This window comes from Hymenobacter sp. HSC-4F20 (assembly GCF_019599275.1).
In the GTDB taxonomy this organism is placed as follows: Bacteria; Bacteroidota; Bacteroidia; order Cytophagales; family Hymenobacteraceae; genus Hymenobacter.
Genome location: NZ_JAHZTD010000003.1, coordinates 488467 through 502710, shown reverse-complemented (window position 1 = coordinate 502710; position 14244 = coordinate 488467). Strand labels below are relative to the sequence as shown.

18 protein-coding genes are annotated in these 14244 nt (G+C 60.1%); 8 read left to right on the top strand and 10 right to left on the bottom strand.

Translation table 11 applies throughout. The annotated features are described in order from the left end of the window. Positions 1–101: 101 nt before the first annotated feature. On the bottom strand, positions 102–1055 hold the full coding sequence (locus K3G63_RS18165; RefSeq protein ID WP_220615529.1) for a 1-phosphofructokinase family hexose kinase: 954 nt from the start codon (positions 1053–1055) through the stop codon (positions 102–104). A 215-nt stretch (positions 1056–1270) separates the two neighbouring features. Between K3G63_RS18165 and K3G63_RS18160 the strand changes: the two genes are divergently transcribed. Both K3G63_RS18160 and K3G63_RS18155 read left to right on the top strand, forming a co-directional pair. Further along, entirely contained in the window at positions 1271–2062 is a 792-nt protein-coding gene (locus tag K3G63_RS18160) for a HipA family kinase (RefSeq protein ID WP_220615528.1), read from the top strand. Beyond that, positions 2040–2426 carry a DUF3037 domain-containing protein gene (locus K3G63_RS18155; protein WP_220615527.1) on the top strand — a complete coding sequence of 129 codons (387 nt, stop codon included), beginning with the start codon at positions 2040–2042 and terminating at the stop codon, positions 2424–2426. Before K3G63_RS18160 ends, K3G63_RS18155 begins: the two co-directional genes overlap by 23 nt. Positions 2427–2530: 104 nt before the next feature. On the opposite strand, the gene K3G63_RS18150 is transcribed toward K3G63_RS18155, so the two are convergent. From K3G63_RS18150 to K3G63_RS18140, 3 genes are all read right to left on the bottom strand, one after another. After that, a complete protein-coding gene (locus K3G63_RS18150) occupies positions 2531–2932 on the bottom strand; it encodes an NUDIX domain-containing protein (protein WP_220615526.1) in 402 nt (133 codons plus the stop codon). After that, positions 2919–3734 (bottom strand): DUF3891 family protein, encoded by an 816-nt coding sequence (locus K3G63_RS18145; protein WP_220615525.1) that lies wholly within the window; start codon positions 3732–3734, stop codon positions 2919–2921. Before K3G63_RS18145 ends, K3G63_RS18150 begins: the two co-directional genes overlap by 14 nt. 98 nt (positions 3735–3832) lie before the next feature. Further along, on the bottom strand, positions 3833–5956 hold the full coding sequence (locus K3G63_RS18140; protein ID WP_220615524.1) for a prolyl oligopeptidase family protein: 2124 nt from the start codon (positions 5954–5956) through the stop codon (positions 3833–3835). A 228-nt stretch (positions 5957–6184) separates the two neighbouring features. Here K3G63_RS18140 and K3G63_RS18135 point away from each other — a divergent pair, with 228 nt between their 5' ends. After that, positions 6185–6940: a DUF72 domain-containing protein gene (locus tag K3G63_RS18135; RefSeq protein ID WP_220615523.1), complete on the top strand. Its 756-nt coding sequence runs from the start codon at positions 6185–6187 to the stop codon at positions 6938–6940. Between the two features lie 85 nt (positions 6941–7025). Here K3G63_RS18135 and K3G63_RS18130 read toward each other — a convergent pair whose 3' ends face one another. Continuing rightward, complete coding sequence (locus K3G63_RS18130) at positions 7026–7322, bottom strand: hypothetical protein (RefSeq protein ID WP_220615522.1); 297 nt, start codon at positions 7320–7322, stop codon at positions 7026–7028. Between the two features lie 312 nt (positions 7323–7634). Here K3G63_RS18130 and K3G63_RS18125 point away from each other — a divergent pair, with 312 nt between their 5' ends. Genes K3G63_RS18125 through K3G63_RS18115 form a run of 3 tightly spaced genes read left to right on the top strand, consistent with a single transcriptional unit; the run spans position 7635 to position 9120 of the window. Beyond that, positions 7635–7868, top strand: a complete 234-nt coding sequence (locus tag K3G63_RS18125; RefSeq protein WP_220615521.1) for a hypothetical protein — start codon at positions 7635–7637, stop codon at positions 7866–7868. Next, complete coding sequence (locus K3G63_RS18120) at positions 7861–8358, top strand: DUF2243 domain-containing protein (protein WP_220615520.1); 498 nt, start codon at positions 7861–7863, stop codon at positions 8356–8358. Before K3G63_RS18125 ends, K3G63_RS18120 begins: the two co-directional genes overlap by 8 nt. Positions 8359–8361: 3 nt before the next feature. Then, a complete protein-coding gene (locus K3G63_RS18115; protein WP_220615519.1) occupies positions 8362–9120 on the top strand; it encodes a DUF72 domain-containing protein in 759 nt (252 codons plus the stop codon). 9 nt (positions 9121–9129) lie between these two features. Here the strand turns inward: K3G63_RS18115 and K3G63_RS18110 are convergent, their stop codons facing one another. After that, a complete protein-coding gene (locus K3G63_RS18110) occupies positions 9130–9714 on the bottom strand; it encodes an HPP family protein (RefSeq protein ID WP_220615518.1) in 585 nt (194 codons plus the stop codon). A gap of 187 nt (positions 9715–9901) precedes the next feature. On the opposite strand from K3G63_RS18110, the gene K3G63_RS18105 reads away from it, so the two are divergent. Further along, entirely contained in the window at positions 9902–10042 is a 141-nt protein-coding gene (locus K3G63_RS18105; RefSeq protein ID WP_220615517.1) for a hypothetical protein, read from the top strand. 90 nt (positions 10043–10132) lie between these two features. On the opposite strand, the gene K3G63_RS18100 is transcribed toward K3G63_RS18105, so the two are convergent. The 4 genes from K3G63_RS18100 to K3G63_RS18085 form a co-directional block, all read right to left on the bottom strand. Continuing rightward, on the bottom strand, positions 10133–10702 hold the full coding sequence (locus K3G63_RS18100) for a hypothetical protein (protein ID WP_220615516.1): 570 nt from the start codon (positions 10700–10702) through the stop codon (positions 10133–10135). Positions 10703–10841: 139 nt separating this feature from the next. Then, on the bottom strand, positions 10842–11519 hold the full coding sequence (locus K3G63_RS18095; protein WP_220615515.1) for a hypothetical protein: 678 nt from the start codon (positions 11517–11519) through the stop codon (positions 10842–10844). Beyond that, the gene (locus K3G63_RS18090) at positions 11519–12292 is read right to left on the bottom strand and encodes a hypothetical protein (RefSeq protein WP_220615514.1); all 774 of its coding nucleotides are present in this window, start codon (positions 12290–12292) and stop codon (positions 11519–11521) included. The genes K3G63_RS18095 and K3G63_RS18090 overlap by 1 nt, the downstream gene beginning before the upstream one ends. Before the next feature lie 19 nt (positions 12293–12311). Continuing rightward, the gene (locus tag K3G63_RS18085) at positions 12312–12827 is read right to left on the bottom strand and encodes a hypothetical protein (protein WP_220615513.1); all 516 of its coding nucleotides are present in this window, start codon (positions 12825–12827) and stop codon (positions 12312–12314) included. Positions 12828–13018: 191 nt separating this feature from the next. Here K3G63_RS18085 and K3G63_RS18080 point away from each other — a divergent pair, with 191 nt between their 5' ends. Further along, entirely contained in the window at positions 13019–14191 is a 1173-nt protein-coding gene (locus K3G63_RS18080; RefSeq protein WP_220615512.1) for a T9SS type A sorting domain-containing protein, read from the top strand. Positions 14192–14244: the final 53 nt, after the last annotated feature.

Here is a 14244-nt window from a genome sequence, read left to right as displayed (position 1 = left end):
GAGTCCTCGGACAGGAAAAAAGTAACTAACAACGACGGGCCCGGTACAGCATGTACCGGGCCCGTCGTGTTACGTTTCTGACGTAGTACTAACGCGGCAGACTAGGCCGCCGCCGCGGGCAGGGTTTGTTGCAAGAGCCACTGGTAGAGCTTGTCCACGTCGTCTTTTCGGAATAGCTCGGTGCCGGGGTTCATGGTAGCCGCCGTGCCGCAAGCCACGCCCAGGCGCACGGTTTCCCGTACCGAGAGGCCGGTGGCCAGTCCGTACACCAAGCCGGCCACCATACTGTCGCCCGCGCCCACGGTGCTGCGCTTTTTCACGGAAGGAGCTGGTACGTGGTCTACGAAGTCGTCGGTTACAACGCAGGCGCCCTGTGGGCCGAGGGAGGTTACCACAATTTCGCACTTATTGTCGCGCACCAGGGCGCGGGCGGCCTCGGCTACGGCTGCGCTGTCTAGCTCGTCCACGCCCGCCATTTTGCTTAGCTCGCCTACGTTGGGCTTAGCCAAGTACACGCCTTCTTCCAGCACGCGGTGCAAAGCCGGCCCCGAGGTATCGATGACTACCTTGATGCCCAACCCTTTGGCAGCGCGCACAATCCGCACCAGAAACTCGGGCTCTACACCAGGGGGCAAGCTGCCACTGATAACCAAAAACTCAGGGAGGTTGGCCAGGCTTTTCAGGGTAGTCAGAATTTGTTGCTGTTCCTCCGCGGAGAGCGGGGTGCCGGGCATGCCGAAGCGGTACTGCTGCCCGGTAGAGGCATCTACCACGATGAAATTCTCGCGGGTGCGGCTCACGGTTTCCACAGGCTGCTGCTGAATGTGCTCCTGCTCCAACAATTCCCGCAACAGCGTACCGGTGGGGCCCCCAACCGGAAAGACGGCCACTGACTCGGCGCCGAGGCGCTTCAGGGCCCGGGAAACGTTGATGCCTCCGCCTCCGGGCTCAAATTTGGGAGCCGCGCAGCGTAGTTTTTGGTCGGGAATAATTTGGTCGGCCGTGGTACTCTTGTCCACGGTAGGGTTCAAGGTCAGCGTGACAATAGGCTTCATAAGCGCAGAAGTGGCAGGTGAACAGGCCCGGTGCCTTCGCAGAGGCCGGGCAGGTAGTAGTGCAGTGTACTGGTAGTTGGCCGCTTGGTTGCATGCCACAGCCACTCGGTGCGGGCCACGGCTGAGCTACGCAGCAGACCCGCGGCCCGCAATTCTTCCCAAACTGGCGGAATTGTTCGTCCTTTGCCGGGCCTATTTCACCTTTCCCGTGCTCTATGCAGGCCACCAACCTTTCTCTGAGGACCGTTGACGTGACGCGCTACGTCACTCCATTGCGCGAAGGCGGCTCGCTGCCTGCCCTCGTAGAAGCCAACGACGGTTTCATGTACGTGGTGAAATTCCGGGGAGCAGGCCAGGGCGTAAAGGCGCTGATTGCCGAGTTGATTGTGGGCGAAATGGCACGGGCCCTGGGCCTGCGGGTACCGGAGCTGGTGTTCTGCCAGCTGGATGAAGCCTTTGGCCGCACCGAGCCCGACGAGGAAATTCAGGACCTGCTGCGCTTCAGCACCGGCCTGAACCTAGCCCTGCACTACCTCTCCGGCGCCAGCACTTACGACCCGCTGGTAAACACCATTGAGCCCGGCTTGGCTTCCCGCATTGTGTGGCTCGACTGCCTGACCATGAATGTGGACCGCACCGCCCGCAACACCAACCTGCTGATGTGGCACAAAGAGCTGTGGCTGATTGACCACGGCGCGGCCCTCTATGTGCACCACGCCGGCCCTGGGTGGGCCGAGCCCAAGCCTCGTCCTTTTCCTCAGGTGAAAGACCATGTACTGCTACCGCAGGCCAAGGAGCTACCCCTTGCCGATGCCGAAGGCCGCGCCCGCCTCACCCCGGAGCGCATCCGCGCCATTGTGGAGCTGGTGCCGGCCGACTGGCTGGCGGAATCAGGAGTATCGGCGGAGGAGCAGCGCGAGAACTACGTGCGCTTTCTCACGGCCCGCCTTGCCGCATCAGAAACCTTTGTTCAGGAAGCCGAAAATGCCCGAAAAGCACTTGTTTGAGTATGCCGTGCTGCGCGTGGTGCCCCGCGTGGAGCGCGAAGAGTTTCTGAACGTCGGCGTGATTTTGTACTGCTCGTCGCAGGGGTTTTTGCAGGCCCGCTTCGAGGTGCCCGAAGCCCGGCTGCGGGCCTTCGCCGGCGACCAGCTCGACCTACCGGAGCTAACCGAGCGGCTGCGCTCCTTCGAGCGGATTTGCAAGGGTAGGAAGGAGGGCGGCCCCATTGGGCAGCTGCCGCTGGCCTCGCGCTTTCGCTGGCTTACGGCTACGCGCAGCACCATTGTGCAAACGTCCCCCGTGCACCCCGGCCTCTGCGAAGACCCTATGGACACGCTGGCGCGCCTATACGCCCAATTGGTAGAGTAGTCGCTGGTAGCGCACAGCCCCGGCTTGGCGTATCAGTAAGCAAGTTTGCTACGGGTAGCGCAGCATTAGCAACGCTACGTGAGGTCCGGGCCTGGCGCTACGGGCTACTCAGCTAGAAGCTGCTGTTCTTTCAGCCAATCGAAAATCAGTTGGTCTACCGCCGAAACCCGGGGCCGGTCGTTGTACGTCAGCCACGCTACTTCCTCAATTTCGGCGGCGGGTTGCAGGTGGCCGGAGTACGCGCCGTAGTAGCACGTCATCTGCACCAGCACGCCCGTCGGGTGGCCGTGGGCGGGGGCCGTGAAGGTGCCGGCGTGGAGCAGGGTAGCGGGGGCCAAGTCCACGGTTAGCTCTTCCTTGATTTCCCGAATGAGGGTTTGGGCGTCGGTTTCGCCGGGCTCGCGCTTGCCGCCGGGGAAGTAGTACCGGTCTTTGCCCCGGCTGCGGGTACTCAGCACGCGGCCTTCACGCAGGTGCAGCCAGGCAATTTTATCAATGAAGCTCATGGGCCAGGGTGGGGGTAGTGGAATCGGGTTCTGTTGCTATCCAAATGTCCAGCTTCTGCCAGGAGGCGCGCTCTAAGCCTGCAGCCAAGCTGCCACCGGATACGTGGTCTTTGGGTAGCTCCCGGTAGCGCAGTGTCACGGGAAAGTTACGCGCAAAGGGCGAAGGAGTAATCTGCACGCGGTTTTTGGTGGCCCAGGAAGCTTGTACTAGCGTACCTTGGGTGAAAGCAAAGAAGTCAGAAAGTGGAATGCCGTTTGTAAACCACGGATACTCGCGGGCTTTGCTGACGCCCGGCTCATTCAGGCAGAGGTAAAGCGAAAGGTTGTCGCAGAATTTGAGCAGGTGCAGATGAAACGTCAGTGTGGCTTCCGCAGCCAGGGTGGTGAGGCTTAGCTGGTGTCGTAGGCGTTGCTGGCGCTGCGCTTCATAAGCCAGAAAATGGCGGCCGGCTTCGTGCTTGGCTACATCGGGGAAGGAGGTGTAGTGCAGGCTGCACAGCAGGGCGGCATACGGGCTCAGCTGCTCGGTTTCATCAAGGCCTTGCTGGTAGTGCTGCACTTTGGGCGGGGCGGGGTAGTCGAGAAAGGAGTGCGGACGATGCGCCGTCTCATTCCAGATGGGCGCGGCATCCAGCGGAATCCAGGCCCGGTCATGCTGGCGTACAGCCAGTTCCACCTCCGGCCGGCGGCCCGCATCCTCAAAATACTCAGCCCGCCAGTGCTGGGCCAGTACCGCAGCTACCTGGGCGTGGTCGTGCTGGGTAAGGTAGATAAAGCTGGCGGGCGTTTCGCGGACAATCATACAGACTACAGGCTACGCAAGACACATACGCTACGTAAATAAACCGGCCGAACCTATGAGGGTTCGGCCGGTTGGCAAGGGTAGGAAACCAGGGCGGCTTAGTTTACTGCCTGGTAGGGCACGCCCATATTCTGGAACAGGAAGGCCCATTTGTCGGTCTGCTCACTGATAACCTGGGCCGTAGAGCGGCCGGCGCCGTGGCCGGCCTTCGTTTCAATGCGGATGAGCACCGGAGCGCTGCCCTTCTGGCTTTCCTGCAGCTTGGAGGCAAACTTGAAGGAGTGCGCGGGCACTACCCGGTCGTCGTGGTCGGCGGTGGTAACCAGGGTGGCGGGGTAGGAAGCGGGCTTCAGGGCGTGGTAGGGCGAGTATTTGTAGAGGTACTCAAACATTTCCTTGGAGTCCTGGGCCGTGCCGTAGTCGTAGGCCCAGCCGGCGCCGGCCGTAAACTGGTTGTAGCGCAGCATGTCCATCACGCCCACGGCCGGGAAGGCTACCTTGAACAGCTCAGGGCGCTGGGCCATGGTAGCGCCTACCAGCAAACCCCCGTTCGAAGCACCCGAAATAGCCAGGTAGTCTTTGGAGGTGTAGTTGTTTTTGGTCAGGTACTCAGCGGCGGCAATAAAGTCGTCGAACACGTTCTGCTTCTGCAGCTTGGTGCCGGCCAGGTGCCACTTCTCGCCGTACTCGCCGCCGCCCCGGATGTTGGGCACGGCGTAGATGCCGCCATTTTCCAGCAAAATGATGTTGCTGGTGCTGAAACCGGGCGTTACGCTGGAGTTGAAGCCGCCGTAGGCGTAAAGCAGGGTCGGGTTCTTGCCGTTCATCACCAGGCCTTTTTTGTGGGTGATGATCATCGGAACCTTAGTGCCGTCCTTGGAAGTGTAAAACACCTGCTTCGACTCGTACTTGGTGGGGTCGAACTGCACGCCGGCTTTCTTGTACACCGTGGATTTGCCGGTGGCAATGTCGTACTTGAAGATAGTGGGCGGGTAGATGTAAGAAGTAAAGGTGTAGTAGGTTTCCTTTTCCTCTTTCTTGCCGTAGAAGCCGCCGGCCGTGCCCACCGAAGGCAGCGTAATGGCGCGCTCCTTCTTGCCGTTCATGTCGTACTGCTCAATGAGGGAGGTAGCGTCCTTGAGGTAGTTGGCGAACAGCTTGCCGCCGCTGGTGCTTACGTGCAGCACGTTCTGCGTTTCCGGAATCAGGTTTTTCCAGTTGGCGGGGGTAGGGTTGGCCGCATCCACGGTAACCACGCGGTTGTTGGGCGCACTGAGGTTAGTAACGATGTAGAGCTTGCTGCCTACGTTATCTACCACGTTCACCTCGTTTTTCTCGTGGTCAATGACCTGCACAATGGCGCTGCCGGGCTTGCTCAGGTCCTGGATATACAGCTCGTTGCCGGTGGTGGTGTTGGCGGCGCTAATCACCAGGAACCGCTCGTCCTCGGTCAGGGAAGCCCCGATGTAGCGGCGCGGCATTTTCTCGCCTCCGAAAATCAGCTTGTCGGTGCCTTGCTTGGTGCCGAGCTTATGGTAGTAGAGCTTGTGAATCTGGGTTTTACCGGCCAGTTGGCTGCCGGCCGTGGGCTTGTCGTAGGAGCTGTAGTAGAACCCGTCGTTGCCCTTCCAGGCCAGGCCCGAGAACTTCACATCCTTGAGCGTATCGCCCACGAGGCTCTTATCGGCGGTTTTCAGCACAATCACTTTGCGCCAGTCGGAGCCACCTTCGGAAATCTGGTAGGCGGCCAGGGAGCCGTCCTTGGTAAAGTTGATGCCCGCCAGGGAGGTAGTGCCATCCTTGGAAAACTGGTTCGGGTCGAGGAACACTTCCGGGGTGCCGGTGCCTACCTGCCGGTACAGCACCGACTGGCTTTGCAGGCCCGTGTTCTTCGAGAAGTAGGTGTACTTGCCTTCCTTGAAGGGGGCGCCGTATTTCTCGTAGTTCCACAGCGTTTCCAGGCGCTTCCGAATGGCGTCGCGGTACGGAATCTGGCTCAGATAGGCCTGCGTCACCTTGTTTTCTTCCTGCACCCAGCCTTTGGTGTCGGCGGCCTGGTCGTTTTCCAGCCAGCGGTACGGGTCGGCCACTTTGGTCCCGAAGTAGGTGGTAACGGTGTCTACCTTCCGGGTCTGGGGGTAGGGTAGGGTTTTGATGGGGGCCTGGGCCAGGGCCGCCGTACCGGCCAGTAGCGCCGCCAGCGTCGGGACTATGTTTCTCATAGGAAAGGGGAAATATGCAGGAGAATAGACTTCGAAGGTCGACAAACTGTCATGGGCAAGATAAGAAAGCTGCATCAACCTGCGGGTACCTGCTTGCTTATCAGGTAGGGGCAGCGGAAAACACGTCCTGGCTGTGGCTGTAAAGCTGGGCGGTAGTGGCCGAATTCGGGCGGAGTTGCGTACTGCCCAGACTCAAGCGCCCGTCAACCGGCTTGTCTTCCCCCTCTTATGCCCACCCTTTACATCGGCTGCTCCGGCTTTTCCTACCGCGACTGGAAGGGCGTGTTCTACCCCGCCGACCTACCCCCGCGCAAGTGGTTTGCCTACTACTGCACCCAGTTTAACACCCTGGAGCTGAACGTAACCTTTTACCGTATGCCCGAGCTAACGGCCTTTGAGCAGTGGTACGAGCAAAGTCCCGCTGATTTTCGGTTTGCCGTGAAAGCGCCGCGCCAGGTTACGCACTACAAGAAGTTCGGGCCGGAAGCAGGTCCCATCCTCGCCGATTTTTACGGGACAGTGCAGGAAGGCTTGCGCGAGAAGCTGGGCCCCGTACTGTTTCAGCTACCCCCGAAATCTGCTTACTCCGAAGACTACCTCACCCGAATTCTGGACCACCTCGACCCGGCATTCCTTAATGTGCTGGAGTTTCGGCACCCGAGCTGGTGGGATGGGGAAGTGTTCCGGCGCTTGGCCCGGCACGGGGTCAGCTTCGTGGGCCAAAGCCACCCGCAGCCCCTCCCCGACGAGGTCATCATCAACACGCCCGCCGTGTACTACCGCTTCCACGGCGTGCCGGAGCTGTACAAGTCGTCGTACTCCGAGGAGTTTCTGGCGCGGATAGCTACTGAAATACGGAGCACGCCCGAGGTGAAGGAGGCCTATCTGTACTTCAACAACGGCATTGGTGGGGTAGGAGCCCTGAATGCCCAGCAACTGCAGCAGCTGCTACCCGGTAGTGATGCAGCACCCCCACCAGCTTAAGCGCTACCCCTGTTCTGCAACACAAAGCGGCCTTCCTCCGCATACGTGCAGAGGAAGGCCGCCTTGGTGACTTGTCAGAAAGCAACTACTCTTGGTTGCTTTGGGAGGAGTTGGAGCGGTTGCCACCTTTATCGGAGGGAGCAGTCAGGCCCGTACCGCTTTCCAGGTCGCCGGCTAGCTTGTTTTCGAAGGATTCGGGGCGGTTGCCCGCGGCTACGTGCGGCTGGCTGGCCTGGCCCGGCAGGCCGCTGCGTACCGAGCGGTCCTGGTCGGTGGAGCCCAGGTGCTGGGCTTCTTCCGAAGACTGGTTGCTGATTTTTTCGTTTTTATTCGGCCCGGCATTGGGGTCGTTTTGGCTGCGTTTGCCAGATTGATTAGACATGCTCGTGGGGGTTAGGGTGGTGGAAAAACGGCCAACGAGCGGCCGAAAAAAAGACCCGGTCCTGCGGCATACGTACCGCGTCGGGCCTGGTAGTGGTACGCTGCCGGGCCGCCTCAGTTGCGTTACCATCCGAAAAACTGGGGTAGCTCAACAGCTAGCCGTCAGGGGGGGAGGTTAAGGTTGAGTTGGTGCGCCGGCCCGTCTGCACCGGGGTGGCGTGCGAGCGTGGCGGCGCAGCCAGGGGTAAGCTCGACATAACATTTCGGCCCAGCTGGTACGTACTTGCTTTGTATCTCCTGCCTCCCTTCGAAGATGAAACCAGTGGTTGCTGTCTGGCTGACCTGTTGCTTGCTGCTGACCGGCCCGGGGGCTCAGGCCTGCCGAGTGTGCCGGCCGCGGGTGCAGGCCGGCATCCACAATACTGAGTATACGGCCAACCTGCTGCTCCTGCTGCTCCCGGTGGTCCTGCTGCTGCTCATTGGGGTAGGGGTGTATTTCGCTTCTGCTCTCACCTCGCGTTCCTCCTTACCTCCTGCCCATGACTGAGCCCCTGCACCGTACCCCGCTGATTGCTGCCGGCCTGCTGCTGGGCGCCGGGCTGGGTGGTTTCGTGGATGGCATTGTGCTGCACCAGATTTTGCAGTGGCACAACATGCTTTCCAACCAGCTACCCCCCGATAACCTGGTGGCTGCCAAGGTGAATATGTACTGGGACGGAATCTTTCATGCCGGGGTGTGGGTGCTTACCGTTATTGGGCTGCGGGTGCTGTGGGCCGCCAGCCGCCGGGCCGACGTGCCGTGGTCGGGGCGCACGCTCGTGGGTAGCTTGCTGCTGGGCTGGGGCTTATTTAACGTAGTCGAAGGAATTATCGACCACACGCTTCTGGGGCTGCATCACGTGTACGAATACACCGACGCGAAAATGCCCTGGGATATGGCTTTCCTGGCTTTTGGAGTGCTGCTGTTGCTGGCTGGCTGGGGCCTGATTCGGGCGGGCCGCCACGATGCTGCCCCCCGAGCTGCCTACGCCGCCTAGCCTATGGACCTGCACGCACCAGCGGATCAGCCATCGGCAACGGCCTACCATATTGGCTGCTCTGGCTTCCACTACAAGCACTGGAAAGGCACTTTCTACCCCGAAAAGCTACCCCAACGCCGGTGGTTTGAGTTTTACCATCAGCACTTCCGGACCCTGGAGCTAAACGTCACGTTTTACCGTTTCCCGCAGCTTTCGGCCCTGGAAAGCTGGTACCAGCAGAGCCCCGAGGACTTTCGCTTCTCGGTAAAGGCGCCGCGGCTTATCACGCACTACAAGCAGTTTCACGACTGCACCCAGCTGCTCGCCGATTTCTACGGAACGGTGCAGGAAGGCCTGCGCGAAAAGCTGGGGCCCGTGCTGTTTCAGCTTCCACCCCGGATGAATTATACCGAAGAACGCCTGGTCCGCATTACGGAAAGCCTGGACCCGGCCTTTCAGAACGTGGTGGAGTTCCGGCATCCGAGCTGGTGGCTGGGCCACGTGTATCAGGAGCTGGCCCGGCGCCGCATCGCCTTTGTAGGCCAGAGCCACCCGGCCCTACCCGATGAGGTAGTGACTAACTCGGGGCTGGTCTACTACCGCTTTCACGGGGTGCCGGAGCTGTACAAGTCGCCCTACCCGGAAGAGTTTCTGCGGCGGGTGCTGCACGATATTGAGGCGGCCAGCCACGTCCGGGAAGCCTACCTCTACTTCAATAACGACATCGACGCCTCGGCCATTGGCAACGCCCGCCAGATGCTGGCATTGGCCGGCTTGTAGCGTCCTGCGCTAGTGCGGATACCGGCGCTGCCAGAATTTAAACCAGCTTTTGTTGGCCGGGTAGCTGCGGTGCGAAGTGGCATTGTTGAACACGATGGCTACCAGGAATAAGATCAGCACCCCCGAAAACACGGGGCAGAGCACGTAGAGGTAGCCCATTGCCTTTAGCTTTTCGGAGCCGATTACCGCCATCAGGGCCGTCGCTCCGCCGGGTGGGTGCAGCGTGCGGGTTATCTGCATCAGCACAATAGAGAGCGAAACGGCCAGGGCCGCCGCCAGCCACATGGGGTGCGGTAGCACCTGCTGCACCGTAACCCCCACCACGGCACTAACCAGGTGCCCGCCTAGCAGGTTGCGGGGCTGGGCCAGGGGGCTATTGATAATGCCATAAATCAGGACGGACGACGCCCCGAAGGAGGCAATCAGAAACAGGTTGTCGTGGGGCGACAGGAACTGGCTGTTCAGCCAGCCAAGCAAGCCAATGCCCACAAACGAGCCCAGAAAAGTCCAGAGGTGTTCCCGATAATCGAAAAGGGTTTCCTGATAAAAAATGTAGCGCGCCCGGCGCATGCGCTGTCGTAGCTTCTCTCGCATTCCAGAATTATATCATCCTGCAATACTACTAATCCATACCTGACAGAGAAAGCAGGAGAATACGGACGTTAGCTACAATAGCTTGAAAACCAGACGATAATATCAGATAATAAGTGGCGAGTAGCTATGATTTCTGCCCTTAAAAAGGTACCTTAAGAGAACACACTCACCTAACCGACACGGCCATATGGAAACGAGACCAAGAAGGTACATGGGCTTAGGCTACCGCCTTACCCACATGCCCTGGTGGGCCTATGTACTGGTGATTATTGGAGTGTATCTGGTAGGCTGGATGATGCGGCTGACGGATATTATTCCGGGGCACTAGCCAGAGCACCTGGTAAAGGTTTGGGGGCAGGCTGGGGGTAGCACGTGCTACCCCCAGCCTGCCCCCAAGCCTTGCTGCGCAGTTAAGAGGCTACCCCACCAGTGCAGCTTGGGGAGCCAGGTGCTGCAACAGCACGTACAGCATATGATAAATTTCCTGCAGCTGGGCCGGATCGGTGATGCCTTCTTCCTTGGTGAAAACAAGCATAACCTCCGCGCCGGGCTCGTGCGAAGTTGGGGCCAGACTCAGGCGTAGCTCCTGGTACTTGAGCAGGGTAGCACGGACGCTTGGCTCCGTTAGCAAGGTGCGTAGCACCCCCGCGTCGTTGGTGGTAATGATGAAGGCCGCATCCAGCTCAGGGTCGCCCAGTTCCACATCCGTCAGGCCCAGGAGCTTGCCTACCTCATGCACCCAATCCTGCTCGTGCAGCGCGAAATGGAAGCCCGGGTGGTTGGACACGGCGGCCCTGAACGTGGTTAGCTCGTAGCCGCCCTCAAACCCACCGCCCAGGTCAATATCCAGTTCAAACTGAATTGAGTAGCCGCCCTGCCGCAGCTCGGCGCGGTACTCATACAGGTTCTCTTCCTGGGCCAGGTCGGCGGCTACTTGTTGCCACAGGGCGTTTTCGGTAGTGGCAGAATATGTGCGGCTGGTGCTCATGGGTAGTAAAGCAAGGTCAGATACGACAACCCGCAGCTCGGCCGGCTACCGACGATGGCGCTATCGTTCCTGCCGTTACGGTAAAGCGGTGCGGGCCGTTTCCTGCGGGGCTGGGCCGATGGTCTGCGCCGCGTGGGGGTTACCAGGCGGCACCAATCCGAAGACCTACCGGAAAATAGCTTCCCTCGGAGCCATAGTCGCTCATGCCGCTCGCGTACTGGTTTCCGCTTACGGTAGAACGAGAAGACGCTTTCCGTAGTCCAATCCCAATGAAGGCATCAATAAAGATGGGAGTTCGGGGTAAAAACGCCTGCGTACCTACCACAGCGCATACCCCATACCGATTAATTGTTTCAGTTTGGGGGCGCAAGCGATACTCGTAGTAGGTGAGGCCGTTGCTTCCTAGCTCGGGTGCCCAGCTGCGGCTCTGAAACGCCATACGAAAATGTTGGTAGCTGGGTCCGTAAGCCAGGTAGAAGCCTTCGGCCCCGGTAGTTTGCTCGCCCAGGTAGATGCGGTGCTGCGCCTCCAGGCCAAAGCCACGCACCCGGTCATTTTTGCCCTCGCTCAGGTCGGAGGTAAAGTCGGAAACGGGGCCGTAGTAAAGCTGAGGCGTAATCACCCAGGCGTTGCGGGAGGAAGGCCCCCACATTTTTTCCCCGCTGACATGAAAGCCCCCTGCTAGCACGGGCATCAGGCCCAGCTTTACGTTGTGCAGCCGCACCGGCTGCCCCGTAGCCACCGACTGCGCCACGGCCGCGGCGTTCAAACTCAGCAACCCTCCACTCAGTACTCCCCAGGTAAGAAAGCCGCGCATTAGTTGGTGGGGGTAATGGGCAGGTGGCTGAGGGGCGTGAGGGTGTTGCCGCTGTAGCGGTACTGGTACAGCCCCTTGGGCCCGATGGCCAGCAGCTGTCCGCGGTGCGGAATCACGTCGGATACGCTGACACTGAACGTTTGCGGGGCTGGTAGCGCCGGTGCCGTGCGGGTACTGAACACTTTCAGCTCGTCTTTGTCGCACACGAACAGCAGCGCGCTGTCTACCCCCAGGCCCAGTGGATGCGTCATGGGGTACGACTGAGCCAGGCGAGGAGCCCGCAGGTTGGTCAGGTCGATAACCTGGAGCTGGTTGGGGCCACCCCCGCAGCTGCGGCCGTCGCGCAAGGTTACATAGGCGTACTTGTCGTCTACCACCACCGGGTCGCAGCTGATGACGTGCTCATAAAACGCCAGCTGCTGGGGCTGGGCGGGCTGGCTGGCATCGAAGATATACATGCCCCGTTGGGTGCCCAAAAACAGGTAGGGCGCGCGTGGATAGATGGTTTCAATGCCAAAGCCCAGGGGCACTACCGTGCTCCGGGCCGGGGCGGTAGGCGTCGTCAGGTCGAAGAGGCGCAGGCTCTGGTTGTCGACGACATAGAGGGTGTTATTGAGCACAGTAAAGCGGGCCAGCGAACCGCCTTTCCCGTCGCTGCCGGGGGCCAGGTCGGCGCTGGCGGGGCTGGCGTCGCTCTGGGTTGAGCAGCCGCTTACGGCCCAGCCAAGGCCGCCGGCCAGGGTAGCAATCAAAAGAGTAGAGAGTAGACGCATACAAAAGAGAAAAATAGGATTATAGCTTCTGCCAGCCTACCACCACCGCATCGGCGGGGCGGTTCTGTTCCTGGTATTCTGCGGGAACCTCAGCCGTTTCGGGCATAGGCAGCTCGGGCACGGCCTCGCGCACGCGGTGGAGCAGGCGGGCAGCCTGCACGTTCGAAAGGTCGAAGGTGAGCAGGTCGGGGCCGCTGTCGGCATAAAGCAGGCTCCCCTTCATTGCCACGTCTACGTTGCCAGGAATGCGCAGAAAGGCTACCGGCTGCGGGTGGGTGGGGTCCTGGTTATTGATGATGTGTACGCCCTGATACCGCTCATTGATAAGGATGTACGGGTCGCGCAGGTAGATTTTGCCGGTGTTGTGCATCTCCTGCGGCGGTAGCACAGCCACGGCTTGCTCTAGCTGCGTCCGGGCCATCAGCAGGGGCTTGTAAGAGGGTAGCGGCACCCGTTCAAAAGGCTCCACCATGGGACAGGCGGTGAGACTCAGCAGCAGCGTGCCGCCTACTAAGAGAGAATACAACTGACGCATAGCAGGAATAAAGAAGTAGATAATGGCCAGAGTGCACCCACCAGTGAAATGGTTGCATTCTGAGGAGCAGAATAAAAGCTTCTATGAAGCTAAAGAGCCGCCAATCAGAGGTCGACGCTAGCAACCCAACCCAGGCTTTTGGTCGTAGCACGGGTAGTAGGTAGTTTCTTCCACTCTTTTACGTGCGGCTTATGTTACACTCGCTACGCTTGGTGCTGGCTCTGGTGGTTTTGCTGCCAATGACTTTGCGCGCCCAAACTACCGTGAGCGGCACCATCCGGTTCGGAGGGGTCGTGCGCGACTACCGCCTGTACGTGCCCCAGGCATATGCTAGCAGCACTGCTACCGTGCCGCTTTTGTTCAACCTGCATGGCTACGGTTCCAATAAGGAGGAGCAGGAACTCTACGGCGACTTTCGGGCCATTGCCGACACGGCCAACTTCTTGGTGGTGCATCCTAACGGCACCCTCGACCCTGCTGGCAACCGGTACTGGAACACCTTCACGCCGCCCGGCACCGGCGGCCCCGACGATGTAGCCTTTCTCTCTGCCCTTATCGACTCGCTGCGGCTGCGCTACCGCATTGATGCGAACCGGGTGTACAGCACCGGCATGAGCAACGGCGGCTTTATGAGCTACGAGTTGGCGTGCCAGCTTAGTAACCGGGTGGCGGCCATTGCCTCGGTGGCCGGCAGCATGACTACGAGCCGCTTGGCCGTTTGTAACGCTACTCGCCCCGTGCCGGTGCTTGAAATCCATGGTACTGCCGACAACACGGTGCCTTATACTGGCAATATTCTTTTCGTACCCATTCCTACGCTGGTAGCCGCCTGGGTACAACGCAATGGCTGCAATCCTACACCTACCCTCACGCAAGTGCCCGACCTTACCGCCACCGATGGCAGCACGGCCGAGCGGCAGGTGTACAGCGGGAGCCAACCAGGAAGCGTGGTAGAGCATTACCGCATCATTGGGGGTGGGCACACCTGGCCTGGGGCCCCGGTAGATATCGGCGTCACAAATCGTGACATTCATGCTAGCCGGGAAATATGGCGGTTTCTGCGGCCCTACCGGCTCAATCAGCTTACGCCGCTACCTACCCGCACGGCTGCTACTGCTGTGGGGTTGCGCCTGGTGCCCAACCCGGCTACCCGCTGGGTGCAGGTGCAAAGCGCCCAACCGATTCGGCCTGGCAGTGTGCGGGTATATGACACTACCGGTCGGCAAGTAGCCATCCAGCCCCAGGTAACCGGCGCAACCAGCGTACAGCTGAACACGGCCGGCTGGCCCGCCGGGGTTTACTTAGTAGAAGTAGAAACCGGGGAGCAGCTAGTGCATCAGCGCCTGCTGAAGCAGATGGAGTAGCCCGAGCGGCTGATTCCGTCTTAGAAAAGCAGCGTTTAATTTAGCTTCCGGGC

What these genes read in the sequence shown, in the direction of transcription:
- K3G63_RS18165 (WP_220615529.1), bottom strand. Translation starts at nt 1,055, where the DNA reads ATGAAGCCTATTGTCACGCTGACCTTGAACCCTACCGTGGACAAGAGT.
- K3G63_RS18090 (WP_220615514.1), bottom strand. Translation starts at nt 12,292, where the DNA reads ATGCGTCTACTCTCTACTCTTTTGATTGCTACCCTGGCCGGCGGCCTT.
- K3G63_RS18095 (WP_220615515.1), bottom strand. Translation starts at nt 11,519, where the DNA reads ATGCGCGGCTTTCTTACCTGGGGAGTACTGAGTGGAGGGTTGCTGAGT.
- K3G63_RS18085 (WP_220615513.1), bottom strand. Translation starts at nt 12,827, where the DNA reads ATGCGTCAGTTGTATTCTCTCTTAGTAGGCGGCACGCTGCTGCTGAGT.
- K3G63_RS18130 (WP_220615522.1), bottom strand. Translation starts at nt 7,322, where the DNA reads ATGTCTAATCAATCTGGCAAACGCAGCCAAAACGACCCCAATGCCGGG.
- K3G63_RS18135 (WP_220615523.1), top strand. Translation starts at nt 6,185, where the DNA reads ATGCCCACCCTTTACATCGGCTGCTCCGGCTTTTCCTACCGCGACTGG.
- K3G63_RS18110 (WP_220615518.1), bottom strand. Translation starts at nt 9,714, where the DNA reads ATGCGAGAGAAGCTACGACAGCGCATGCGCCGGGCGCGCTACATTTTT.
- K3G63_RS18105 (WP_220615517.1), top strand. Translation starts at nt 9,902, where the DNA reads ATGGAAACGAGACCAAGAAGGTACATGGGCTTAGGCTACCGCCTTACC.
- K3G63_RS18100 (WP_220615516.1), bottom strand. Translation starts at nt 10,702, where the DNA reads ATGAGCACCAGCCGCACATATTCTGCCACTACCGAAAACGCCCTGTGG.
- K3G63_RS18155 (WP_220615527.1), top strand. Translation starts at nt 2,040, where the DNA reads ATGCCCGAAAAGCACTTGTTTGAGTATGCCGTGCTGCGCGTGGTGCCC.
- K3G63_RS18120 (WP_220615520.1), top strand. Translation starts at nt 7,861, where the DNA reads ATGACTGAGCCCCTGCACCGTACCCCGCTGATTGCTGCCGGCCTGCTG.
- K3G63_RS18080 (WP_220615512.1), top strand. Translation starts at nt 13,019, where the DNA reads ATGTTACACTCGCTACGCTTGGTGCTGGCTCTGGTGGTTTTGCTGCCA.
- K3G63_RS18145 (WP_220615525.1), bottom strand. Translation starts at nt 3,734, where the DNA reads ATGATTGTCCGCGAAACGCCCGCCAGCTTTATCTACCTTACCCAGCAC.
- K3G63_RS18140 (WP_220615524.1), bottom strand. Translation starts at nt 5,956, where the DNA reads ATGAGAAACATAGTCCCGACGCTGGCGGCGCTACTGGCCGGTACGGCG.
- K3G63_RS18115 (WP_220615519.1), top strand. Translation starts at nt 8,362, where the DNA reads ATGGACCTGCACGCACCAGCGGATCAGCCATCGGCAACGGCCTACCAT.
- K3G63_RS18125 (WP_220615521.1), top strand. Translation starts at nt 7,635, where the DNA reads ATGAAACCAGTGGTTGCTGTCTGGCTGACCTGTTGCTTGCTGCTGACC.
- K3G63_RS18150 (WP_220615526.1), bottom strand. Translation starts at nt 2,932, where the DNA reads ATGAGCTTCATTGATAAAATTGCCTGGCTGCACCTGCGTGAAGGCCGC.
- K3G63_RS18160 (WP_220615528.1), top strand. Translation starts at nt 1,271, where the DNA reads ATGCAGGCCACCAACCTTTCTCTGAGGACCGTTGACGTGACGCGCTAC.